Origin of the sequence: Negativicoccus succinicivorans (assembly GCF_014207605.1) — a bacterium.
Classification (GTDB): domain Bacteria; phylum Bacillota; class Negativicutes; order Veillonellales; family Negativicoccaceae; genus Negativicoccus; species Negativicoccus succinicivorans.
This window is the reverse complement of the sequence record NZ_JACHHI010000005.1, coordinates 90,075-114,641: the sequence shown is the minus strand read 5'-3', so window position 1 is coordinate 114,641 and position 24,567 is coordinate 90,075. Positions and strand designations below refer to the sequence as shown.

19 protein-coding genes, 2 rRNA genes and 1 other RNA gene are annotated in these 24,567 nt (G+C 53.6%); all 22 read left to right on the top strand.

Annotated elements, in window-relative coordinates; genetic code table 11:
• Positions 1-134 (top strand): 23S ribosomal RNA (locus HNR45_RS06065); the annotation flags it as partial.
• A gap of 78 nt (positions 135-212) precedes the next feature.
• Positions 213-329 (top strand): 5S ribosomal RNA (rrf, locus tag HNR45_RS06060).
• Between the two features lie 262 nt (positions 330-591).
• On the top strand, positions 592-2,598 hold the full coding sequence (recJ, locus tag HNR45_RS06055) for a single-stranded-DNA-specific exonuclease RecJ (RefSeq protein ID WP_159823273.1): 2,007 nt from the start codon (positions 592-594) through the stop codon (positions 2,596-2,598).
• Positions 2,586-4,805: a RelA/SpoT family protein gene (locus HNR45_RS06050; protein ID WP_159823272.1), complete on the top strand. Its 2,220-nt coding sequence runs from the start codon at positions 2,586-2,588 to the stop codon at positions 4,803-4,805. The genes recJ and HNR45_RS06050 overlap by 13 nt, the downstream gene beginning before the upstream one ends.
• Positions 4,805-5,254, top strand: a complete 450-nt coding sequence (gene dtd / locus HNR45_RS06045; protein ID WP_024048563.1) for a D-aminoacyl-tRNA deacylase — start codon at positions 4,805-4,807, stop codon at positions 5,252-5,254. The genes HNR45_RS06050 and dtd overlap by 1 nt, the downstream gene beginning before the upstream one ends.
• Before the next feature lie 7 nt (positions 5,255-5,261).
• Positions 5,262-5,903 (top strand): MBL fold metallo-hydrolase, encoded by a 642-nt coding sequence (locus tag HNR45_RS06040; RefSeq protein ID WP_024048564.1) that lies wholly within the window; start codon positions 5,262-5,264, stop codon positions 5,901-5,903.
• Complete coding sequence (locus HNR45_RS06035) at positions 5,870-6,970, top strand: AI-2E family transporter (RefSeq protein WP_159823271.1); 1,101 nt, start codon at positions 5,870-5,872, stop codon at positions 6,968-6,970. The genes HNR45_RS06040 and HNR45_RS06035 overlap by 34 nt, the downstream gene beginning before the upstream one ends.
• Before the next feature lie 16 nt (positions 6,971-6,986).
• A complete protein-coding gene (locus HNR45_RS06030; protein ID WP_184327576.1) occupies positions 6,987-7,445 on the top strand; it encodes a Fur family transcriptional regulator in 459 nt (152 codons plus the stop codon).
• Positions 7,442-8,881, top strand: coding sequence for a coproporphyrinogen dehydrogenase HemZ (gene hemZ / locus HNR45_RS06025; RefSeq protein WP_159823270.1), 1,440 nt, complete (start codon positions 7,442-7,444; stop codon positions 8,879-8,881). Before HNR45_RS06030 ends, hemZ begins: the two co-directional genes overlap by 4 nt.
• Entirely contained in the window at positions 8,878-10,146 is a 1,269-nt protein-coding gene (hisS, locus tag HNR45_RS06020) for a histidine--tRNA ligase (protein ID WP_024048568.1), read from the top strand. The genes hemZ and hisS overlap by 4 nt, the downstream gene beginning before the upstream one ends.
• A gap of 4 nt (positions 10,147-10,150) precedes the next feature.
• Positions 10,151-11,944, top strand: coding sequence for an aspartate--tRNA ligase (aspS, locus tag HNR45_RS06015; protein ID WP_159823269.1), 1,794 nt, complete (start codon positions 10,151-10,153; stop codon positions 11,942-11,944).
• A gap of 62 nt (positions 11,945-12,006) precedes the next feature.
• Positions 12,007-12,165: non-coding RNA, 6S RNA (gene ssrS, locus HNR45_RS06010), on the top strand.
• Positions 12,166-12,218: 53 nt separating this feature from the next.
• Positions 12,219-13,559, top strand: coding sequence for a replication-associated recombination protein A (locus tag HNR45_RS06005; protein WP_159823268.1), 1,341 nt, complete (start codon positions 12,219-12,221; stop codon positions 13,557-13,559).
• Positions 13,540-15,807 (top strand): FtsK/SpoIIIE family DNA translocase, encoded by a 2,268-nt coding sequence (locus HNR45_RS06000; RefSeq protein WP_420892097.1) that lies wholly within the window; start codon positions 13,540-13,542, stop codon positions 15,805-15,807. Before HNR45_RS06005 ends, HNR45_RS06000 begins: the two co-directional genes overlap by 20 nt.
• Positions 15,804-16,235, top strand: a complete 432-nt coding sequence (locus tag HNR45_RS05995) for a helix-turn-helix domain-containing protein (RefSeq protein ID WP_159823266.1) — start codon at positions 15,804-15,806, stop codon at positions 16,233-16,235. The genes HNR45_RS06000 and HNR45_RS05995 overlap by 4 nt, the downstream gene beginning before the upstream one ends.
• A 137-nt stretch (positions 16,236-16,372) precedes the next feature.
• A complete protein-coding gene (smc, locus tag HNR45_RS05990) occupies positions 16,373-19,858 on the top strand; it encodes a chromosome segregation protein SMC (protein WP_159823265.1) in 3,486 nt (1,161 codons plus the stop codon).
• A complete protein-coding gene (gene ftsY, locus HNR45_RS05985; RefSeq protein ID WP_024048256.1) occupies positions 19,855-20,808 on the top strand; it encodes a signal recognition particle-docking protein FtsY in 954 nt (317 codons plus the stop codon). Before smc ends, ftsY begins: the two co-directional genes overlap by 4 nt.
• A 69-nt stretch (positions 20,809-20,877) precedes the next feature.
• Positions 20,878-21,519 carry an NUDIX hydrolase gene (locus HNR45_RS05980; RefSeq protein WP_159823264.1) on the top strand — a complete coding sequence of 214 codons (642 nt, stop codon included), beginning with the start codon at positions 20,878-20,880 and terminating at the stop codon, positions 21,517-21,519.
• Positions 21,516-21,728: a heavy-metal-associated domain-containing protein gene (locus tag HNR45_RS05975; protein WP_159823263.1), complete on the top strand. Its 213-nt coding sequence runs from the start codon at positions 21,516-21,518 to the stop codon at positions 21,726-21,728. Before HNR45_RS05980 ends, HNR45_RS05975 begins: the two co-directional genes overlap by 4 nt.
• Complete coding sequence (locus tag HNR45_RS05970; protein WP_159823262.1) at positions 21,728-22,372, top strand: precorrin-2 dehydrogenase/sirohydrochlorin ferrochelatase family protein; 645 nt, start codon at positions 21,728-21,730, stop codon at positions 22,370-22,372. Before HNR45_RS05975 ends, HNR45_RS05970 begins: the two co-directional genes overlap by 1 nt.
• Complete coding sequence (gene hemA, locus HNR45_RS05965) at positions 22,341-23,636, top strand: glutamyl-tRNA reductase (protein ID WP_159823261.1); 1,296 nt, start codon at positions 22,341-22,343, stop codon at positions 23,634-23,636. The genes HNR45_RS05970 and hemA overlap by 32 nt, the downstream gene beginning before the upstream one ends.
• Positions 23,626-24,567 (top strand): hydroxymethylbilane synthase, encoded by a 942-nt coding sequence (hemC, locus tag HNR45_RS05960; RefSeq protein ID WP_159823260.1) that lies wholly within the window; start codon positions 23,626-23,628, stop codon positions 24,565-24,567. The genes hemA and hemC overlap by 11 nt, the downstream gene beginning before the upstream one ends.

The window sequence follows — 24,567 nt, the reverse complement described above, 5'->3', positions numbered from 1 at the left end:
ACCAGCCTTGAGATGAGGTTTCTCATAACAAAAGTTAGTAAGACCCCTTGTAGACGACAAGGTAGATAGGCCGGGAGTGGAAGTGCCGCAAGGCATGGAGCGGACCGGTACTAATCGGTCGAGGGCTTAACTTAGAAAGTATGAATGAACTACGAAGGTAATCTACTTCTTCTGTATAGTTTTGAGGGAGCAAAAGCGAACTCAGCAAGTAATTCAGTGGCGATAGCTACGAGGCGACACCTGTACCCATGCCGAACACAGTAGTTAAGCTCGTAAACGCCGAAAGTACTTGGCTGGAAACGGCCCGGGAGCATAGGTAGCTGCTGATTACGCCAAAGAGACCATTAGATAATGGTCTCTTTTTTATTTGCGAATTCTTTTTATGAAATACAATTTAATCATTGTATTGCTTACAACGTGATTTTCATTTTCGTTTTTGTAAAACGCAAAGAATATGTGCTGAGTCATTGTATAACAAAGCTTATTAATAACTGATTTAAATCATCCGTCATATACAAATATTGAAAATAAATAGTAATTGAGAATAAAACGTGCTACAATAGAAAAATAGCAAAAGAAACTGGTGGAAGTATGCAAAAAAAACATTGGCAATTTGTGCCGGTAGAAGAAAATACGGAACAAGCGGGTGTGCTGGCCCATAAATTCGACTTGCCGCTCATTGTGGCGAATATGCTGGTACAGCGGGGGATCTGCACCGTGGAGGCGGCGCAGAATTTTTTTCATGCAACACTTGAGGATCGGTTTGATCCGGCTCTTTTAAAGGGAACAAAGAAAGCGGTAGAGCGTATTTCGCAAGCGTTAAAAGCGCAAGAAACAATCGTTATCTACGGCGATTATGATGTCGACGGAATTACTTCCACGTCGGTGATGTTACGCTGTTTACGTCGACTTGGCGGCAATGTGGAGTATTATATTCCCGACCGCATTGAAGAGGGCTACGGTCTGAACGAAACGGCTCTTGCGGAACTTGTCGCCAAGGGCGTGAAACTCGTCATTACCGTGGACTGCGGAATCAGCTCGACGCAATTGTGCAACCGTTTTCAAGGACCGTTGGATTTGATCGTTACAGACCATCACCAACCGCCGGAAGAATTGCCGCAGGCTCTTGCCGTCATCAATCCGAAACAGCCCGGCTGTGTCTATCCCGATAAAAATCTGGCGGGGGTAGGCGTGGCTTACACGCTGTGCCGAGCGCTTTGGCGGGAGATCAAAGGCGAAGATTATACGGACGATATTGAACTCGTGGCGTTGGGGACGGTCGCCGATGTGGTACCGTTATTGGCGGAAAATCGTTTGTACGTCAAAGAGGGATTGAAACGGTTTGCAACGACGGACAATGTCGGATTGCAAGCGCTTTTACAGGTCTGTGAAATCGATCCGGAGCAAGTGACATCCGAGCGCATCGGATTTTCTATCGCCCCGCGCTTAAATGCGGCGGGACGTTTGGCGCATGCGCGTTTGGGCGTGCAGCTTTTAACGGCGACCGACGCGGAGCAAGCACTGGCGCTCGCGCAAAAATTATTTACGATCAACAGTGAGCGACAGTCCTTGGAACGTGAACTGGTGACTGCGGCTCGGCATCGCTTGGCAGAGCTTGGCGCCGCTGACGACCGGATGTTGGTGGTGGACGGAGCGGCATGGCATCCGGGTGTCATCGGTATCGTGGCCTCGCGCTTGGTGGACAGCTTTCATCGCCCCGCTTTGGTCATTTCGGTAAATGACGGGATCGGCAAGGGTTCTTGCCGCAGTATTCCCGCGTTGGATATATATGACGCTCTGCATTCCTGCGCGGACATTTTGGAACAATTCGGCGGACATCATCAGGCGGCCGGGTTCTCCATTCGGGAAGAACGCATTCCCGAATTGCGTAAGCGTTTACAGGATTATGCCGATACGCATTTAACACCGGACGATTTCATCCCGGTGTTGCGTGTGGAACGCGCGCTTGCGTTGGCGGATGTCGATTTGGATTTCGTCACGGCGCTCGAACGCTTAGAGCCGTTCGGCGAAGGCAATCCGTCACCTTTATTTGCGTCCCGCGATCTGACCGTGCAAAAAATTCGCCGTATCGGTAAAGATCGGCGTCATTTGAAAGCCAACTTTGCGCAGCAAGGTGATGACTTGGAATGTGTCGGCTGGGGATTCGGGGAACTGACCACGGAAATTTTCAGCGGCGATACTGCCGCGATCGTTTACGCGTTGCAAAAAAATACATGGCAGAACCAGGTGCAAGTGCAGGGCGTGGTGAAAGATATCACGTGGGAAAGCGCGCAAAAAGTGCATTTAAACCGTGAAATTATGGTAGCCGTATATCGTGAACTGCGCGTGCTTTTGGAGCCGCATGATCGGACCGTCGCGCAAGTTCAGACTATCCTCGCGGAGCAGAGTGGCTTGTCGTATGCGCCGCGGGATTTGTTCGCGGCGGTGACCGTGTTGGAAGAACTGCATTTATTGGAACGTCAACAGCATGAGAATGAAACCTGGTATAATTGGCGACCCAGTGACGAAAAACTTGCGCTGGAAAATTCCGCCACATATCGTGCCGGTGCGGGAAAGGAGGATATATGGAAACCGTAAACACGGAATTTGATCGGGAAGCGGCGTATGCGAAATTAGTTGCCGACGTCAAAAAATATTTGCCCGATCTCGATGAAGATTCCCTGCGTGAAGCGTATGAACTTGCCGATACGGCGCATGCGGACCAAAAACGTGTTTCGGGTGAACCATATATTATGCACCCGTTGGCTGTCGCCGACATTATTGCCGGCCTGCAAATGGATCCGGACGGTATCAAGGCGGCGTTGCTGCATGATGTTGTGGAAGATACCGATTACACGCTGGAAGATATTCGCATGCTATTCGGTGATGAAGTGGCGTTTCTGGTGGACGGCGTCACCAAGCTTAACCGGATGAATTACAAGACGAAAGAAGATCAGCAGCTCGATACCTATCGTAAGATGTTTCTCGCGATGGCGAAAGACGTGCGTGTGGTCGTTATCAAGTTGGCCGACCGCTTGCATAATATGCGGACGCTGTCTTTCGTGCGGGAAGAAAAGCAGCAGCGCATTGCCCGCGAAACGCTGGAGATTTTTGCGCCGCTCGCGCATCGGCTCGGTATTTTTAATATAAAGTGGGAGCTGGAAGATCTTTCGTTCCGCTATTTGGAACCGATGGCATACTACGACCTCGTCGAACAGATGAAGGTCAAACGCCAGGTGCGCGAAGAAATCATCAAACAGACGATTGATATCTTGCGCGATTCACTGCAGAAGAACAATATTGAAGCGGACATCAGCGGTCGTCCGAAACATTTTTACAGTATTTATAAAAAAATCAAGAAAAAACATCAGGATATCAGTGAGATTTACGATCTGTACGCGACTCGAGTGATCGTCAACACGATCCCGGAGTGCTATGCGGTTTTGGGGATTGTCCACAGTTTATGGAAACCGTTGCCGTATCGGTTTAAAGATTATATCGCGATGCCGAAACCGAATATGTACCAGTCGTTACATACGACGGTCATCGGCGAATCGGGGCAACCGGTCGAAATTCAGATCCGTACGCAAGAGATGCACCAGGTCGCCGAGTACGGTGTGGCGGCGCATTGGCGCTATAAAGAAGGTACGAAAAAAGCGTCGCAGCAACAGAATTTTGATGAAAAAATCGGTTGGTTGCGCAAATTGCTCGAATGGCAGGATACGAGCAATTCGAAGGAATTTGTCGACGCGTTGAAACTCGATGTATTCGCCGACGAAGTCTTTGTGTTTACGCCGCGCGGCGACGTCATTGACTTGCCGCAGGGCGCCATTCCGTTGGATTTCGCGTATCGTATTCATACGGAAGTCGGCAATACCTGCACGGGAGCTAAAGTCAACGGCAAAATCGTGCCGATCGACTACAAACTGAAAAACGGCGATATCGTTTCGATTATTACGTCGAAAAACGGTAAACCGAGTTTGGATTGGCTGAACATTGTCGCATCATCGGAAAGCCGTTCGAAGATTCGCGGTTGGTTTAAGAAGGAAAATCGCGCGGATAATATTGCCAAAGCGAAAGAAGCGCTGGAGAGCGAAGCGAAAAAACTCGGGTATGAGTTCAAGACGCTGAATAAGCCGGGACGCTTGGAGGCGGTTGCCGAACAGATCAATGCGGGCACGCCGGAAGATTTGCTGGCGGCGGCCGGATATGGCGGGTTAACCGTGCGCGGAATTACGCTGAAACTGATTGACCTGCACAAAAAAGAGGAAGAGAAAAATAATCCGATTTCTTCTCAGCTGCAACAAACGCTCGACAGCTTGCGGGTCAGCAAAAAGGCGACGAAGGGCAACAGCGGCATTCTCGTCAAAGGCGAGCCGGGACTGTTGGTGCATATGGCTCGTTGCTGCAATCCGGTACCGGGCGATCCCGTCATCGGCTACATCACACGCGGTCGCGGTATTTCCGTGCATCGTTTGGATTGTGACAATATTATTCACAACGATGACCCGAATCGCCTGATCGAAGTCAGCTGGATGTACGGGGCGAATGAAACTTTTTTGGTGGTCGTCGAGATCGAAAGTTACGATCGTCGCGGTTTGCTGGAAGATGTCTTGGGCGTCGTTTCGGAAATGAAATTATCCGTCGGCTCGGTGAACGCCGATTTGCCGCAGGATAATGTCGCCAAAATTCGGCTGGGCGTACAAATTAAAGACTTACATCAATTGGAGTTTATGATGACCAAGCTGCGACGGATTCGCGATGTGTATTCCGTGCGCCGTTTGGAATCGGCAGGAGGAACGTAATGCGTGCAGTGATCCAACGAACGACACAAAGCCAAGTAACGGTAGACGGTGAACTTGTCGGCAAAGCCGGCGCGGGATTGACGGTGTTGCTCGGTGTCGGGGCGGAAGATACGGCAGAAGATGCCCGTTATCTCGCCGATAAAATTGTCAATTTACGCATCTTTGAAGACGCGGACGGCAAGATGAACCGGTCTCTTTTGGATACGGGCGGCGAAATTCTCGCGATTTCCCAATTCACTTTATACGGTGACGTACGCAAAGGCCGGCGGCCGAGTTTTACCGCCGCCGCTCCGCCAAGTCTCGCGGAGCCGCTTTATGAAGTATTTGTTCAAGCGCTGCGCGCGCATGATGTGACGGTCGGGACCGGTCGTTTTCAAACGGAAATGCAGGTCACATTGACGAATAACGGACCCGTGACCATTTTGCTGGATAGCGGAAAGTTATTTTGAGGTAGCTATGAAAATTATCGCGTTAACACTCGGACCGCTGGCGACCAATTGCTATATTCTGTTTTCAGAAGCGACCAAGCATGCGATCGTCATCGATCCGGCAGCGGAAGCCAAAGAGATCCAAAAAGCGCTGACGAAATTTGATTTACAATTGAAAAAAATTCTGCTGACTCATGGTCATGCCGATCATATCGGAGCATTAGAAGAACTGCGCGCGTTGTACCCGGATGTACCGGTGGCGATGCATCAGGCGGATCAAGCCTATTTGAGCGATCCGAAACTGAATTTATCGGCTTACCAATACCAAAGCGTGAAGGCGCAGCCGGCGGAAGAATTTCTGACGGAGGGCGATACCGTCGTCTTGGATGATATCCGACTTGAGGTTTTGGAGACACCGGGCCACACGCCCGGCGGCATCAGCTTTTACGCCGCCGAACCGGGAGTGGTATTTGTCGGTGACGCTCTGTTTCAAGGCTCGATCGGGCGCACGGATTTTCCGGGCGGCTCGATGTCGCAATTAATTACCCGTATTGAAGAAAAATTATTATCTTTGGCCGATGCCACCGTGGTTTTATCCGGACACGGACCATCGACTACGATCGGAGAAGAAAAAAGATGCAACCCGTTTCTGAACATGAAAAAACAGTGAATGTAGTACCTTTGAAACGCGATGCGCAATTTTGGCTGCGCATTGTCCTTGTGACGGCCGTCGCTTTAACCGTTTACTATGTGCCGTGGATTGTCGTACCGTTTTTGATCGGCCTCTTTTTGTGCCTGATCTTGCGACCGCTCGTCGATTTTCAGATGAAAATGGCGGAGAAATTGCGCTGGCGCCGGTTCCCCATCGATATTGCCATTATCATTGCGTTCTTGGTATTTATCGCGGTGATGACCATTCTGGCGCGCAGTATTTTCGTGCCGTTCTGGCATCAATTTGAAGGCTTTGTATTGCAGATTCCGTCGTTGACGTCGCAACTTTTAGAAACCATGCAGTATTTGCAGGCGCGCTATATTGACTTCATCCCGCCGGAAGCGCAGGAGATGATCAATGACTCGCTGGTGCGTGCGGGTAACTACTTGATTGACGTTGCGAAAAACGGTATCTTCGCCGTGATTGCATTTACCGGCACTTTGGTCGAACTGGTCGTCGTGCCGATTATTACGTTTTACATGTTAAAAGCGGGCAGCACATTCAAACGCATTTTCGCCGGATTGTTCCCGATGGAGTATCGTCAACATATTATGGATCTGGTGCAGGAAACGGATCATATCCTGAGCGCCTATATTCGCGGTCAGTTGATCTTGTGCGTGGCGATCGCCAGCATGGTGTTTGTCGGCATGTGGTGGCTGGAAGTTCCGTATCCTTTGGTCATCGCGCTGCTCGCGGGAATCGTGGAATTGGTGCCGATCGTCGGTCCAATCGTGGGCGCGATTCCGGCCCTTTTGTTGGCGCTGACCATCAGCGGCTCACTCGCCGTAAAAGTACTGATCTTCTACATCGTCGTGCAGCAATTTGACGGTCATATCTTAATGCCGAAACTCATGGGCAACGTCATTGAGATTCACCCGGTCGCGATTATCGCCGGCGTTCTTTTGGGAAGCGCCGTTCTCGGCGTGTTCGGCATGATGCTTGCCGTACCGACACTCGCCGTGTTGAAGGTCATTACCAAGCATATGTGGTATTACAACAAGTACAGAGAAATCGCACGTAGTTAACAGAAAGGATTTCGACATGCGACAAAATGAAATTATGCGGACGTTGCGCGAAAAGATCAAAGAACACAAGTATAAATTTACCACGCAGCGGCAGGATATTTTGAAAGTGTTTGTGGAAAGCGACGAAAATCACATGAGCGCGGAAGATGTCTACAATGCGGTCAAAGTCATTCAGCCGGATATCGGTTTGGCGACGGTATATCGTACGCTCGATTTATTCGTGGAACTCGGCTTGTTAAAGAAGTTGGATTTCGGAGATGGGCGTTCGCGCTACGAATTATTTGATGATAATATGCCGCATTTCCATCACCATCTGATTTGCTTGGGTTGCGGCACCATTAAAGAATTTGAGTACGATATGCTGGATCCGCTGGAACAGATCATCGAAGAAGAGGAGCGGTTCCAAATCGTGGATCATGTGCTGAAATTCTACGGCTACTGCCGCAAGTGCCGTCGTAAACAGCGTCGTATATGACGCTGCATACCTATTTTCTGGACGGACCGGCGGCATGGCATTCCCCCGTGGCGCAGCTGATGCTCCGCTTCGGTTTGCGTTGGGACGAAAAACAGCCGGATTGTCGGGTACGAGTGACGCCGCAAAACAATACGTACCGGGTAGAATTGTTGCTGGGTAACACCTCGTATGCTTCGCAAACAGTTTCCACGCGGCGCGCGGGCGGTCATTTTTTGAGTGACGTACTTGTTACTCTTTGCGAAAAGCCGCTCGGTGAATGGGGTTACCTCGTTGGGATGCGTCCGACCAAGCTTTTGCACCCGTTGCTTGCAGAAGATGATTTCGCCGCGCAGGCGGAGGCGCTGTGGGCACGCGAAAAAGTCGCGCCGCGCTGGGGACGACTTTTAACCGCGATCGGTGAACGCCAACGGCCCTATCTTTCCAACGATTGGCGGCAAACCGATCACCAAGCGGCGGTGTATATCGGTGTTCCGTTTTGTCCGAGCCATTGCGTATATTGCTCGTTTCCGGCTCGTGTCGCGCGACCGGATGAAGATTGGGACGGATTTCTGGCGGCGCTGCTGGAAGATGTACAGCGCGCCGGCGCGCTGCTGCGCCGACATCAGTTGATGATCGACAGCGTCTACTTCGGCGGCGGTACACCGACCGTACTTCCGGAGCAACACTTGCAAACGTTATTGACGGCGTTACAAACGGAACTTGCAATTCCATCCGGTACGGAATTTACCGTTGAAGCGGGGCGCCCGGATACGATTACCGAAGCGAAGCTGGCGGCGATGCGCAGGGCGGGAGTAACGCGCTTGAGTATCAACCCGCAAACATTGCAAGATCGCATTTTGCAAACCATTCATCGCGCGCATACCGGCGCACAGATCGAACACGTGTACGCCGAGGCGCAAAAGTATCATTTTGACGCGATCAATATGGATTTCATTGCGGGTTTGCCCGACCAGACCATCGCGGATATGAAAGAAAATTTGGACGCGGTGGCGCGTCTGCGACCGGAAAATGTCACCGTGCATACGTTGGCATTGAAGCGGCACAGCCCGTTGATGCAAACGGCGGGCAAATACCGGCTGCCGTCCGTGGAAACGACGCGGGCGATGGCGGATCTCGCCTATGAAACACTGTGCGGCATGGGTTATGAGCCGTACTATTTATATCGTCAGAAATATCTCGCGGCGGATTTGGCCAATATCGGGTACGCCTTGCCCGGCACGCTTTGCCGCTATAATATACAAATGATGGGCGAACGCATTCACATACTCGGCATCGGACCGGGAGCGACGAATAAAGTGATCAAAAATGCCGCGTTTCAATTTGATCGCTGCTATTTTCCCTGGGACAATGCAGCGTATTCTGAACGGTTGGAGTCATACCTTACGGAAAGGGATCGCCTGTTTCAATCGATATCGCAAAGGAGCGAAGTACAATGATTAAAGCCTTGCGAGGAACGCAAGATATCTTGCCGCCGGAAAGTGAGCAGTGGCGGTATGTGGAAGAAATGATACGTAAATTGTGCGCGCAGTACGGATTTCAGGAAATTCGCACGCCGCATTTTGAAAAAACGGAACTGTTTCAACGCGGTATCGGGGAAACGACCGACGTCGTTTCCAAGGAAATGTATACGTTTACCGATCGCGGCGATCGTTCGCTGACGCTCCGCCCGGAAAATACGGCGGCGGCGGTGCGCGCTTATTTGGAACATAAAGTGTATGCGGATCAGAACGTGACGAAATGGTATTACATCGGTTCGATGTTCCGTTACGATCGGCCGCAGGCGGGACGCTACCGTGAATTTCACCAATTCGGCGTGGAAGTATTGGCGACCCCGTCGCCGCAGGCGGACGGGGAAATTATCGCGCTCGCGGTACAACTTTTCCAAACGCTCGGCTTGCACGATCTGAACGTGTTTGTGAACTCGGTCGGTTGTCCGAAATGCCGACCCGTTTATCGGGAAAAACTGATCGCGTACTACGAGGCGCATCAGGATGAATTGTGCGAAGACTGCAAGACGCGCTTATATAAAAATCCGTTGCGGCTGTTGGATTGTAAAGAGGAAGCATGCCAAAAGCTCGCGCAGGACGCGCCGGAAATCACCGATTACCTTTGTGAGGAATGCGCGGATCACTTCGCCGCTACACAGAAGCTGCTCACTGCGGCGGGGATTCCGTTTACGTTAAATCCGCGTCTCGTGCGCGGTTTGGATTACTATACGAAAACCGCTTTTGAAATTCAGTACGCGCCGCTCGGCGCTCAAAGCGCTATTTGCGGCGGCGGGCGTTACGACGGACTCGTCGAAGAGATCGGCGGTCCACATACGCCGGGCATCGGTTTTGCCGTCGGCCTAGAGCGCTTAATGCTCGCGTTGTCGATGCAAGATTTATTACCGGAGGTCACTGCGGCCGGCGATGTCGCGATCGCGACTCACGGCGAGGCCGCGAGTGAACTCGGGTTCGCGATTGCGCAGGAATTGCGGGCGGCGAATTTCACCGTCGATACCGATCTTTTGGGACGCAGTTTGAAGAGCCGTTTGAAGCAGGTCGGTAAAACCGGCACTAAGTATGTTATAATTATTGGCGAAACAGAATTAGCAGACGGCACCGTGATTATACGCGATTTGGCCGCGCGTGAGCAGACAACGCTGGCGCGCAGCGAGGTTGTCGGCTACTTGCAAAATGAACGAGAACGGAGAGGATAAAGGAATGGAAACAATGGCAGGTTTGCACCGTACGTTGATGTGCGGCGAAGTGACCGAGGCGCAAAACGGCAACGAAGTCGTTTTGTGCGGATGGGTGGAACGACGTCGCGATCACGGCGGTTTGATTTTTGTGGATTTGCGCGACCGGACCGGTGTAGTGCAGCTGGTGGCTTCGCCCGATTATGACGAGGAAAGTTTTCATAAAGCGGAAGGCATCCGGAATGAATACGTGATCTGCGTACGCGGTACGGTGCGTGAACGCGACGCGCAAACGGTCAACGAAAATATGCCGACCGGCAAATGGGAAGTCGTAGTGTATGAAATGCGCGTCTTAAATGCCGCCAAAACCCCTCCGTTTTATATCGAAGATAATGTTGATGTGGATGAAAATATCCGCCTGAAATATCGTTACCTGGATTTGCGCCGTCCGGAAATGCAAAAGAATTTGCGGCTGCGTCACCAAGTAGCGAAAGCGATGCGCGACTATTTGGACGAGCACGGTTTCTGGGAAATTGAAACGCCGATGCTGACCAAGAGCACGCCGGAAGGCGCGCGCGATTACCTGGTACCGAGTCGTGTCAACCCGGGTAAATTTTACGCGTTGCCGCAGTCTCCTCAGATCTTCAAACAGATCCTGATGGTGTCCGGCATGGATAAATATTTCCAAATCGTACGTTGCTTCCGCGATGAAGACTTGCGCGCGGATCGCCAGCCGGAATTCACGCAGCTGGATATTGAAATGAGCTTTATCGAACGCGACGATATTTTGAAATTAATGGAAAACATGGTCGCTTTCATTTTTGAACGCGCGCTCGGCAAAAAGATTCCCACGCCGTTCCCGCGCATCAGCTATGATGACGCGATGAACCTGTACGGTTCGGATAAACCGGATCTGCGTTTCGAAATGCCGTTCTTCAATGTGACGGATATTGTAGCCAAGACCGATTTCAAAGTGTTCCGTTCGGTCGTCGAAGCAGGCGGCGAAGTCAAAGGCATTGTGGTGAAAGGTTACTTCGACATTCCGCGTCGCGAACTCGACGGCCTGGTCGACTATGTCGGCCGTTACGGCGGTAAAGGCGTGGCTTGGATTGTAGTCAATCCGGACGGCTCCGTCAAATCGCAGATTGCCAAATTCCTCGGTGAGGAAATGGTGCAGTCGATTATCGCTCACAGTGAAGCGCAGCCGGGCGACTTGATCCTCATGGTAGCGGATAAAGCGAAAGTCGTTGCGCAGGCGTTGGGCGAATTACGCTTGGAAATGGCGCGTCGTCGCAACTTGATCGACCCGGATGAACTGGCGTTTACCTGGGTGCTCGACTTCCCGATGTTTGAATACAGCGAAGAAGAAAAACGCTACGTCGCGATGCATCACCCCTTCACGATGCCGCGCGATGAAGATATCGAGTTCCTCGCATCGAATCCGGAACGCGTGAAGGCAAAAGCGTATGACCTTGTCCTGAACGGTATCGAAGTCGGTGGCGGCAGTTTGCGTATTTACCAGGAAGAACTGCAGCAGAAAATTTTCGCGGCGATCGGCATCAGTCAGGAAGAAGCGCAGCAAAAATTCGGTTTCCTCATGGAGGCCTTTGAATTCGGCGCGCCGCCGCACGGTGGTATCGCATTCGGCCTGGACCGTTTGGTCATGCTGATGGCCAATCGCCAGTCGATTCGTGACGTTATCGCGTTCCCGAAAACGCAAAGCGCGATCGATCCGATGACCCAGGCGCCGTCGGAAGTAGCGCCGAAACAATTGCGCGAACTTTCCATTCGTACGGAAGACGATCTCGTAAAAAAATAATTGCAGCGGCGGCAATATAACTTGAAAAATTGCCTGCACTTTGCTATTATATAAGTGTAAAGAAACCCCTACCGTGCACGTGTGGCTAACGTTATTTTGAACCAACACCATCGATAAGGGAGTCCAACTTCGCTCGCGGAGTAGATTTTCTTCGGGCGGGAAGACACCCACCTGCACATGCAGGCTCAAAATACAGCAAATCACGACATGGTGGGGATTTTTCATAGCCGCTGACTTTATGGACAGCGGTTATTTTTGTATGTCGGGAGAGAATATGGCCAATTTATTCGAGCAGACACAGCGCGCGGATTTTCGGCCGCTGGCGGTACGTATGCGGCCCCGCACTTTGGATGAGATTTACGGACAGGAAGCCGTCGTCGGTGCGCAGAGTTTTTTAGCGGCGATGATTCGCTCGGATACCGTGCCGTCTCTGCTTTTATTTGGACCTCCCGGCACCGGTAAGACAACAATTGCCCGCGTTATCGCTAACCTCACGCAAAGCGAATTCGTGACGGTGAACGCGACGACCAGCGGCGTGGCCGAACTGCGTAAAGTGATTGCCGAAGCCAAAGAGCAGGGCAGTCTTTACGGCCGGCGCACAATTGTTTTTATCGATGAAATTCATCGTTTTAATAAAGGGCAGCAGGATTTATTGCTGTCCTATGTGGAAGACGGCACCATTACGTTGATCGGCGCCACTACGGAAAATCCGTTTTTTGAGGTGCAGAAGGCACTTTTATCCCGCTTGCGTCTGATTCGTTTGGAAGCGTTGACGCCGGCGGCCATTGTCCGGATTTTGCAAAATGCGGTGACGGATGCGGAGCGCGGCTTAGGTAAACAAAAACTTACCGTGGCGCCGGAGGTGCTTCGTGAGCTCGCGTTGCAGGCCAACGGCGATGCTCGGCTCGCGCTGAACATGCTCGAGCAGACGGCGGCCGGACTTGCGCCGGGCGCGGAAATGACGCCGGAGGACGTTGCGCGCGCGGCGGGAATCGGTCGGTTGGCTTACGATAAAAGCGGCGACAGCCATTACGATATCGCGTCCGCGTTTATTAAAAGCATGCGTGGCTCGGATGCCGACGCGGCGTTGCATTACCTCGCCCGCATGATCGAAGGTGGCGAGAAACCTTCGTTCATGGCGCGACGGATCATGATTTGCGCGGCGGAAGATGTCGGACTGGCCGATCCGCAAGCGCTTGTTGTCGCACAGGCGGCGGCGCAGGCGGCGGAGATGGTCGGCTTTCCCGAAGCGCGGATTATTTTAGCGGAAGCGGTGTTGTATGTTGCGCTGGCGCCGAAAAGCAACTCTGTGATTACCGCGATTGACGTGGCCTTGTCGCGCGTGCGACAGGGCGCCATGGGAAATGCACCCGCGCATCTGCGCGATGCGCATTACAGCGGCGCGCAACAACTGGGTCATGGACAAACGTATCGATACGCCCACCAATATCCGAACGGTTGGGTCAGGCAACAATATTTACCCGATCCGCTCGTGAATGATCGGTACTATCAACCGAAAATGTACGGCAGCGAAGCGGAGCTCGTCCGCCGCTGGAACGAACGGCGCGGTCTTAGCGCTACAAAGGAGAAACAGAGTGCCCAAAGCAAATCGTAAATCCCCCACTGAAAAAGAAACGACACGGCAGGAAAGCCGACGCTTTGAAATCGGCGGCGTGCTGATGATCGCCGTCGGGCTGTTCGCATTGACTGCGATCGCCCGTTTTGATGTCGGCATCGCCGGTTATTGGACGCACACGATTTTGGAATATTTATTCGGTCTTGGCGCGTTTATTCCACCGCTGGCTTTGATCTTCCTCGGCGCGCGATACATTTATCATCCGCGCGCGATGGCGGTGAAAACACGGGATACGGCATGGATTATTTACTTTGTCCTCGGACTGATCACCTTGCATTGGTGGTACGTGCCGACCGGCCAGGAAATCCAGCCGTCCTGGTTTCCGCAATACGGCGGCGCGCTTGGCGGTGCGGGCTTACTGTGTTTGCGCACGCTCTTTGGTGAGACAGGTGTAAAAATTGCGTTGCTCGTCATTCTTGTGGTGAACACTATTTTCGTCAGCAAATGGACGGTGACGGATGGCGTCAACTTTGTGAAAGGCAAAGCGCAACCGCATTGGGAAAAAGCGAGCGACAAAGTGAAAGAAACCGTCGAGGCGCACCGACATGTCGAAACCACGCCTACGGAACAGAAACAGCGCGCGCAGTTTTTTGATTTTGACAAATCGAAAAAACCTCCGGTAAATGATGCGCCCGCGCCGGAGCGCACAACGAAGGCGGCAGTTACCCCGTTTACACCGCCCGCTGCGGCGCCCGCCGCTGCGCCGGAACCGAGCTGGACGCAACCGGAACCGGATACCGATACGGAACAGGTGAAGCCGGATATCGCGCCCGCGAAACCAAAAAATGATCGCGCCGATTATAAATTGCCACCGCTCAGCTTGCTAACCAAAACGCGCCAAAGCACAACCGACACGCAGGCGGAAGTAGCGGAAAACGCGCAGAAACTGGAAGAATTATTGGCGAGCTTCGGCGTGGAAACTAAAATTACTCACGCCAGCCGCGGTCCGTCCGTGACGCGTTACGAGCTGGAACCGGGACCGGGTGTGAAAGTCAGCAAAATCGTCAACTTGGCGGACGATATCGCATTGCAGCTCGCGGCGACCGATGTCCGTATCGAAGCGCCGATTCCCGGTAAAGCGGCTGTCGGCATTGAAGTGCCGAACCGGGAAATTTCTTCCGTGGGCTTACGCGAAGTGCTTGCCTGCGACGAATTTCAACACGCCGTCGGCGGCATCGCCGTCGGTTTGGGAGAAGACATTACCGGTCAGCCGGTCATTACCGATCTTGCCAAAATGCCGCATCTTTTGGTGGCGGGTTCTACCGGTTCGGGCAAAAGCGTTTGCATCAATACGCTGGTGGCGAGCATTTTGCTGCGTTCGTATCCCGATGAAGTGAAATTAATTCTGATTGACCCGAAAGTAGTCGAGCTTGCGCAGTATAACCACATTCCTCATCTCTTGACGCCGGTCGTTACCGATGTCAAAAAAGCGGCGGGCGTATTGCGTTGGGCGGTGCGTGAAATGGAAAACCGTTACCGTTTATTCGCCTCCGCCAAAGTGCGCAACATCACCGGCTACAACGAAGCTAATCCGGATTCGCCGTTGCCGCTTGTCGTCATCATCATCGACGAACTCGCGGATCTGATGATGGTTGCGCCGCATGATGTGGAAGATGCGATCGCGCGCCTCGCCCAAATGGCGCGCGCGGCCGGATTGCATCTCGTGCTCGCGACGCAGCGTCCGTCCGTTGACGTATTGACCGGCACCATCAAAGCCAACATTCCGAGTCGAATTTCGTTTGCCGTTTCGAGTCAGATCGATTCGCGCACGATTTTGGATATGGCGGGCGCGGAGAAATTGCTCGGTAAAGGCGACATGCTTTTCTATCCGATCGGCGCGCCGAAACCGCGGCGCGTGCAAGGCGCGTTTATTTCCGACGCGGATGTGGAAAAACTGGTAGAATACATCAAAAAGCAAGGGCAACCGGAATATAATGAAACGGTTGTGCAACCGGCCGCGGAAGCCGAGGAAGCGCAACAGCCGCGTTGGGAAGATGAACTTTTGCCCGATGCCATTCGCATGGTCATGGATACCGAACAGGCCTCCGTTTCGATGTTGCAACGTCGTTTTCGCGTAGGTTACACCCGCGCCGGTCGACTGATCGACACCATGGAAAACATGGGAATTGTCGGACCGTCGCTGGGCAGTAAAGCGCGTGATATTCTGTTGACGAAAGACGAAGTGGAAGAATTGCTGGCACGCTATGAAGGGGACAGCGAGGCATGAACGAAATCGGAGCTATTTTACGACGCGCGCGTGAGGGAAAAGGCCTGTCGCTTTCCGAAGCGGCGCTTGGTACTTATATCAGCGCGCGCTACCTGGCGGCATTGGAGCGGGAAGACTACAAAACGATTCCGGGCACGGTTTACATGCGCGGCATGCTGCGCAACTACGGCAATTTCCTCGGCCTGTCGGGGGTAGGACTCGTGGATCGTTACAACGCGGCTATGGGCGAGGAGCGTCCGATGGAACGCGCGTACGTGCCGAGCGTCGGAACAAAAGATTATTTGGATGTCGAACCGACCGCGCGACCGCAGCGCAAAAAAATGCATCGCAGACGCCGTAAAAACCGCCCGTTCACACGAGTGGAGCAGGGTCTTACGGCACTCATCATCATATTGTTTTTACTGAGTTTGTACTGGATCTTCGGATAACAGCCGCGTCTGCGGCTGTTTTTTTACGCCGCAAGAAAAAATTTACAACCGGCGCCCGCGGCTATTTCTTTCGGCGGACATGATGAACTGACGAAGATTTGCTGTATAATAGAAGTAATTATGTAAAGGGAGTCGGTATGCGTTTATTACGGATGATTCTGCGCGGTTTCAAATCCTTTGCGGATAAAACGGAAGTGGAATTCGCGCCGGGTGTGACGGCGATCGTCGGTCCGAACGGCAGCGGCAAGAGTAATTTAGCCGATGCGGTGCGCTGGGTGCTGGGCGAGCAAAATATTCGCCAGCTGCGCGGTGAGCAGTCGAGTGACGTGATTTTTGCGGGCACGGCGACCGAACGCGCGAAAGCTTCGGCGGAAGTGACACTCGTTTTTGACAATAGTGACGGCTTTTTCCAAACGGATACGGCAGAGGTGGCGGTGACGCGACGTCTGCTTCGTTCGGGTGCGAGCGATTATTTTATTAATCGTCAAAATTGCCGCTTAAAAGATATTCAACTGTTGCTGGCGGATACCGGTTTGGGTCGGGACTCCTTGGCGGTCATCGGGCAGCAGCGGGTCGATCGGATTTTAATCGGTCGACCGGAAGAACGCAAACTCGTTTTTGAAGAAGTAGCGGGCATTACCCGTTACAAGCTGCGCAAAGAAGAAGGCATGCGCAAATTGCGCGAGGCGGAACGCAATATGGAGCGCGTCAGCGACATTGCGCGACTGCTCGCGCAGGATTTACCGCCGCTGGAAGAAAAAGCGCGGCAGGCGAAACAACGTAATGAGTTGCGCACGCAGGAGGCAAATATCACGCGCAGTCTCGCATGGAAAGCGTGGCAAACGGCGCAACGTCAACTGACGCGCGCGGAGAAAGAATGGATTACCGCAGATCAGGCGGCGACGGCGGCGACAGCCGAACTTACGCAGCTGGAAGCGGCGGCGCAGGCGCAAACGGAAGCGGATACGAAAGCGCAACAAATGTTGCGTGAAAAAGAGCAGGCGGCCAACACCGCGGCGCAGCATTGCGAACGCTTGCGCAGTGAACTCGCTGTACTGACGGAGCGAAGTCATCAGCACGCGAAAGAAATGCAGGAAGTGGCGGCGGCGCTGGCGGCAAAACGGCAGATGCTGGAACAGCTTGCGGCGGCACAGGTGACGACGGCCGCGGCGATAGCGGCCACGGTGCAAGATCGGGACGAAGCGCAGGCGCGCTTGACGGAAGGAACGGCGCAGCGTGATCGGTTGCGCGCTGTATTGCAAGCGGCCCGTGAACAGGTCGCCGACCGGTTGCGACGCGAGGAACGGAGCGCGGCGGAACAGGAGTTTTTGCAGCAAACAGCGCAGCAATTGCAGGAGCGCAATGCCGAACTTACGCGTCGCGCGCGGGAGTTAGACATACGCAAGGAAACATTACAAACGCGTTTGCAGCAGGCGCAAGCGGCACTTACGACGGCGCAGGCGACCGCATCGGAAAGCAGCCGACAACTCACGGCGCAGGAAGAGGTTGTGAACAAACTGCAGGCGCAGCGCGAAGCGGCGCAGGCGGCTAATGCGAAAGCACGCGAAACATTGCGGACAACGCAAACGCGGTACCAATATTTACAACAATTAGCCGACAGCTACGAGGGCTATGGCCGCGCGACGAAAGCGGTTCTTGGCGCCACGGAAGCATGGCGCAGTGACTGCTATGGGACGGTGGCACAACTTTTGCGCGTGCCGAAGGAATATACGACGGCGCTGGATATTGCGTTGGGCGGTACGCAACAGCATCTTGTGATGCGCGACAGCCAAGCGGCGCAGGCGGCGATCCGTTTTTTGCGCCGCACGAAAAGCGGTCGCGTGACGCTGTATCCGTTGGACGAAATACGGCCGCGGACGCTTGCAGATCGAGATCGGGCGATTTTACACGAGCCGGGCGTGATCGGTTTGGCCGCGGCGTTGGTGAAAGCGGAATCTTATTTACAACCGCTGGTTGATTATTTGCTGGGGCGCACGGTGTTGGTGGAAGATCTCGCCACCGGTTCGCGCCTGGCGGCAAAATATCAGCAACGCATTCGTCTGGTGACGCGCGCGGGTGATCTTTTTCAACCGGGCGGCGCGCTTACGGGCGGCAGCACGCGGCGCGCGGAGCTGACATTATTCGGTCGGCAGCAGGAATTATCCGCATTGCGCGCCCAACTGGAAACGCTTGCCGCACAACCGGAGCGAGAGCTACCGGACATCTCCGCGGCGCTCGCGCGACGGGATGCCTTACAAAACACCGCGCAGACGACGGCCCTGGCGATTGCTTCGCAAACGGCGCAGCTGCAGGCTCTGCGTGACGAATGGAACGGTATCGTGCGCCAAGCGGATGAAATTCGCAGCGCACAAACGCAGACGGCGGACGAATACCGGCTGACGGTAAACAAGCAAAAAGAACTGACCGTTGCGCCGACAGCAGTCACTGAAACGACAACGGATACGGTCGCGCAGGAAGCGGAGCTGGCTCGCTGCGAGCACGCCTACACCGAAGCGCATGTGGAGTTGGCCACGGTGCAGGCAACGCTGCGGCAACAGGAGCAGGAGAAGGTCCGCCAAACCGAGCAGGAAAAAAATGCGCAGGCGGACATGGAACGGCTTGCGCAACGTGAAAAGGAAATTCAAGCGGCGGCCAAAGCATTGAGCGCTTCGCAGGAAACGTTGCAAAAGCAGGCGGATGAGGCGCAGCAAACGGCGCAGACGGCGAAAGTGCAAGCGGACGCGTTTTACGATGCGCACGCGGAACGTTTGAACGCGCAGCAAGCGGAGCAAGATCAGTTGCGCGCCATGCGGGCGCAAGCGACGGAAACGAAAGTGGAAGCGGCGCGACTTCTGGCAAAAAAGGAAGCGGCGCAGGCGGAAATGGAACAGCAGCGCGAACAATTGGCGATGTATGATTTAGATCCGCAGGCAGTGGATCCCGCGATCGTCGCGGGAACGCAGGCGACGCTGCTTGCCGAACAGCGTCGATTATTGACGGAAATTGCGCGCTTTACAGATATTTCCGAGCAGGCGATTGAGGAGTACGAAAAATCGCGTGAGCGCAGCGAGTTTTATACGGCGCAGCTCGCCGATTTGACGGCGGCCCGCGATACGTTGCAAAATGTAGTGGCGGAGATTGATCGCACCATGCAGGAACAGTTCGCGGCGGCATTTGAAGTCGTGGCCGCCGAGTTCCAGCGAATTTTCGCCCACCTGTTCGGCGGCGGCGAGGCGCAATTGGTGCTGACGGACGCGGACGAAAATAAACCCGCCGGCGTAGAAATTATGGTCCGACCGCCGGGTAAAAAACAGCAGGCGCTCTCGCTCTTGTCAGGCGGTGAACGCGCTCTGACTGTCATTGCGTTGCTCTTTTCCTTTATGGCCTATCGGCCGGCGCCGTTTTGTCTGGTAGATGAAATTGATGCGGCGTTGGACGATGCTAATATCAAACGTTTCACACGCTACTTGGAAACGGGGCGCAACGGCTTGCAATTTATCGTCATTACGCACCGCAAACCGACCATGGCGTCCGCGGATCGTCTGCAAGGCGTGACGATGGTGAAGCGCGGGATCTCGCAATTAATTGCCGTCAATTTGAAACAGTATAAGGAGACACCATGAGCTTTTTGGATAAAGTCCGTGCCGGTTTAGAACGCACGAAAAAAAGTTTTGTCAAAAATATGGAAACGTTGGTTATCGGCTATGACGAAATCGACGAAGAATTTCTAGACGATTTGGAAGCCGTTATGCTGACCGGTGATCTCGGTGTGACGGCAACCGACTACTTGCTCGGTGAAATTCGCACCGCGGTAAAAGAAGGTGAAATTCACAGCACGAAAGAAGTCATGCCCTTCCTCGCCAAAACGATGGAAACATGGCTTGCCGTGGATAATGATCCCGCCGCGCTGCCGCATTCGCCGGAGGTTATTTTAATTGTCGGTGTCAACGGCGTCGGCAAAACGACGAGTATCGGCAAGTTGGCGCAATACTATAAAAACGCCGGTAAAAAAGTTTTACTGGCGGCCGGCGATACGTTCCGCGCCGCCGCGTCCGAACAGCTGACGATTTGGGCGGAGCGTGTCGGCGTACCGATTGTCAAACATCAGGAAGGAGCGGATCCCGCCGCGGTCGTTTATGATGCGTTGGAAGCGGCGTTGGCGCGCAAAAGCGATGTCGTATTGATCGATACTGCAGGACGTTTGCACACCAAAGTGAATTTAATGGGGGAACTCGCCAAAATCAGTCGTGTCGCTGCCAAGTTGGTGCCGGATGCGCCGCACCAAACCTGGTTGGTACTCGATGCCACCACCGGACAAAATGCAGTGAGTCAGGCGAAAGTATTCGGTCAGTCCGTACCGCTCACGGGCGTTGTACTCACCAAACTGGACGGTACCGCGAAAGGCGGCGTTGTGATTTCCGTCAAGGAAGAACTCGGCGTGCCTGTGAAATGGGTAGGACTCGGTGAAGGCGTTGACGACTTGCAGCCGTTTCGTGCGCAAGAATTTGTCGAAGCGCTTTTCGATGATGAAAATAAAACCGCGACGGAAACGACAAAGGTGCGTTTGCGTTAAGGATGCAAGCACCTTGGTCATAGCTCATTGCGGGTAATGTTATAATAAAGAAATAGAGGGGGGCGAACCGTGAAGAATCCGTTACCGCGTCATGCGGATTGGCGCAGCGTCTTACAATATGCCGTTGCCGTACCGCTAATGCCTGCCGACGAGGGCTGGCAACTGGTATTGGAACTGCGAAACCCTCATTTGCGCTCCCATCCCAATGAAGTATCCTTTCCGGGCGGCAGAATTGAAGCCTATGATGCGCATCCCGGTGTGACGGCGCTGCGCGAGATGGCGGAAGAAATCGGCACGCCTTCGGAAAGTTGGGAGTTGCTTGGCGCGTTGCCATTGGCTTACACGGTGAACGGGCGCATGGTAGCGCCATATCTTGCCTTCCGTGAAGATGTCCCGAAATTCGTTTGCAATCCGGCGGAAGTGAATTCCGTGTTTACGGCGCCGTTGCAGTGGCTGATGGAACACGAACCCGTGCGCGTCGAAATGCAGGACGGCGTGCGCCCGGGAGAAAACTTTCCTTATGAACGTGTTACAAGCGTTGTACCCGGATGGACCGGTCGTCAGAAGTACGACGTGTATTTTTATACCTATGGCGATTTTACGATTTGGGGATTGACGGCGCGTATCATTAGAAACTTTTTACAAATTTGTCGGGAACAGAAGATATCCTTCGACTTTGATTTTCGGCAATGGAGAGGAGACTTGACATGAAGACAAAATTGAAAGTGACCGGGATGAGTTGCGAAAATTGCGTGCAATCGGTAACGAAAACATTGCGCGATGTCGAAGGCGTACATGACGCTAAAGTGGACTTGGCTTCCGGCATCGCGGACGTTGATTTTGATGAAACCAAAACCGATGTAGAAGCACTTTGCGCCGCCGTAGACGATATCGGTTTTGATGCGGCAGCGGCGCAATAATGAAACCTAACGGCGTGGCGGCGGTGTTGGATGTGGCACACCGCCGCGTTGTTTGCGTGGGTGCGGGACCGGTGGCGGTCCGTAAATTGCGTAAAGTAATGGGAAAAGCGCAGACGGTCATTGTCATTGCGCCGAAAGCGGAACCGATGATTCGGGACTGGCATGAGGCCGGTCAACTCATCTGGTATCCGCGGACGTTTGCGGCGGACGACGTGCAACAAGGTGATATCGTCATTTCCGCTGCAGGGGCGCAAGTCAGCGCATTGGTAAAAACTGCGGCGCATACCAAAGGAGCGTGGCTTAACGATGCGGTCAATGCCGCAGAGGGGGATCTGATGCTGCCGGCCAACTGGGAAAGCGGCAGCCTCACCGGGACGGTGACATCGCAGGGCGCGATGCCGCGATTGGTCGCGCTGCTCACGCGGGATTTGGAGAAACAGTACGCGGACATCGGTGCGTTTGCTGCAGAACTTGCACCATTACGGCAAAAGGTAAGGGAACTGTTGCCGCAATCTGCGGAACGGCAAGCGTTTTGGCGAATGTACTTGCCCGATGATACCTTGGAACGAATTCGCCGCGGGGAAAAAGAAATCATAAAAGGGGAGATTTTGCATGCAATTGGCCGTCTTGGGGCTGAATCATAAAACGGCGCCGATCGAAGTACGTGAACAATTCGCACTGGACGCTACGCAAGTCCATCAGGCGTTGACCGAGATTTACGGTCTGGCCGAGCTGGATGAAGCGGTCCTTTTAGCGACTTGTAATCGTACGGAATTATATGCCGTGGTGGCCGATGATGTTCCGCCGCTGGCAGCGATGCAGAAGCTGTTTGCAAAAATCGGTACTGCGGTTTCACAAGAATATACGTATTACTATAAGGGCGAAGATGCGGTACGCCATCTGTTTCGCGTCGCGGCCGGCATGGATTCGCTCGTTATCGGTGAAGGACAGATTCTCTCGCAGGTGAAGGTGGCCTATTTGACCGCGGTGCGGGTCGGAACGACCGGTACCATCAGCAATATGCTGTTTCAACGGGCGCTTGCCATTGGCAAAAAAATCCGCACGCAAACGAGCATTGCGGATAATCCCGTTTCGGTAAGCTATGCGGCCGTCAAGCTCACGCAACAGATTTTCGGTTCGCTTGGGGAACGACGGGCGCTGATTTTAGGCGCCGGAACGATGTCGGAACTGATGGCGAAACACCTCATCGGCCACGGCTTGCAAACCCTGCTGATTGCCAACCGCAGTATGGATAAAGCGGAAGTGCTCGCCAAAAAATATCACGGTCGCGCGGTGCCGCTGGAAGAACGCTTACGTTGGGCGGGACGTGTGGATGTCATCTTAACGTCGACCGGTGCGAATACGTATTTAATTGATTACGAGCAGGCGGTGGAGTTGATGCATAAGCGTCAGGGGCGACCGCTGGTGATGATCGATATTGCCGTGCCGCGTGACATCGATCCGGAAGTCTCTCAAATTGAAGGGGTTACTTTATATAACCTGGATGATTTGGAACAGGTCGTCGATGAAAATAAAGAAATGCGGGCCCAGGAAGCGGAAGCGGCGTACCCCTTGCTGGAAGAAGCGGTGGCTGAATTAATGGAAAAATACAGCTATTTTTCCATGCGTCCGTTGATGGCGGCCGTGACCGACCGCTTTGAAATGGTGCGTAAGCGTATTGTGCATCGAGCGTTTGCCAAGTTGCCCGATGTGCAAGACGATGAACGTCGCGTGATTGAGGGCATGTCGAAAGTGCTCGTGCGCAAATTATTACGCGATCCGATGATTCATTTCCGCGAGGTGGCGGGGACAGAGGACGAGAAGATGTATTGGCAAATCCTGGCGGATGTATACCAATTGCCATTACCTGCGGAGGCGCGGCCGGAGGAAACTGACGATGCGAAATGAATGCAAAGTAGGTACGCGCCAAAGCGCGCTGGCACTGTGGCAGACCCGGCATGTGATTACGCTTTTAGAAGCGCTGCCTGCCGCCAAAGGGATAACGTTTACGACGACCAAAGTCAATACGGAAGGGGATCGTAAACTGCAACAGGCCTTACATACATTTGGCGGTAAAGGAGCGTTCACGGAAGCCCTTGAGGCGAAACTTTTGGACGGCAGCATTGATTTTGCCGTACACAGCTTGAAAGATATGCCGACTAAACTGCCGCAAGGTCTTGTGATCGGAGCGATTCCGCAACGGGCCGCCGTAGAGGACGCGTTTGTCTCCGCCGACGGCACTCTGTTGCGCGATTTACCGACCGGTGCGCAGGTAGGAACGTCCAGTTTACGTCGGACGGCGCAGCTTTTACATTGGCGACCGGATTTGGTGCCGGTATCGATTCGCGGCAATGTGCAAACACGTTTAGGGAAAATAGAAACAGAACATTTGGCGGGCGTTATTTTAGCGCGCGCCGGTTTAGAGCGTCTGGGATTGGCAGATCGCATTACGGAAGTATTGCAAGCGCCTCAGTGGTTGCCGGCGGCCGGCCAAGGCGCATTGGCTATCGAATGTCGCGCCGATGATGAAGAATTGTTGGCGCTGCTCGCGGGCATTCATGATCCCGAAACGGCAGCGGCCGTGGCGGCGGAACGCGCGATTTTAGCCGCGCTGGAAGGCGGCTGTCAGGTTCCGATCGGCGCTGCGTCTGTGTATGAAAACGATACCATTCAAGTACAGGGACGATTATTATCGTTGGACGGCGCCACGGTCATTGAAGCCGTACGAACCGGAAAATGCGGCACGGCCGCGTCGTTGGGACAAGCCGTTGCGGAAGAAATCTTGGCTAACGGCGGACGTGAGTTATGGACGAAAGTCCGCGCGATGTTGGAGGAATGA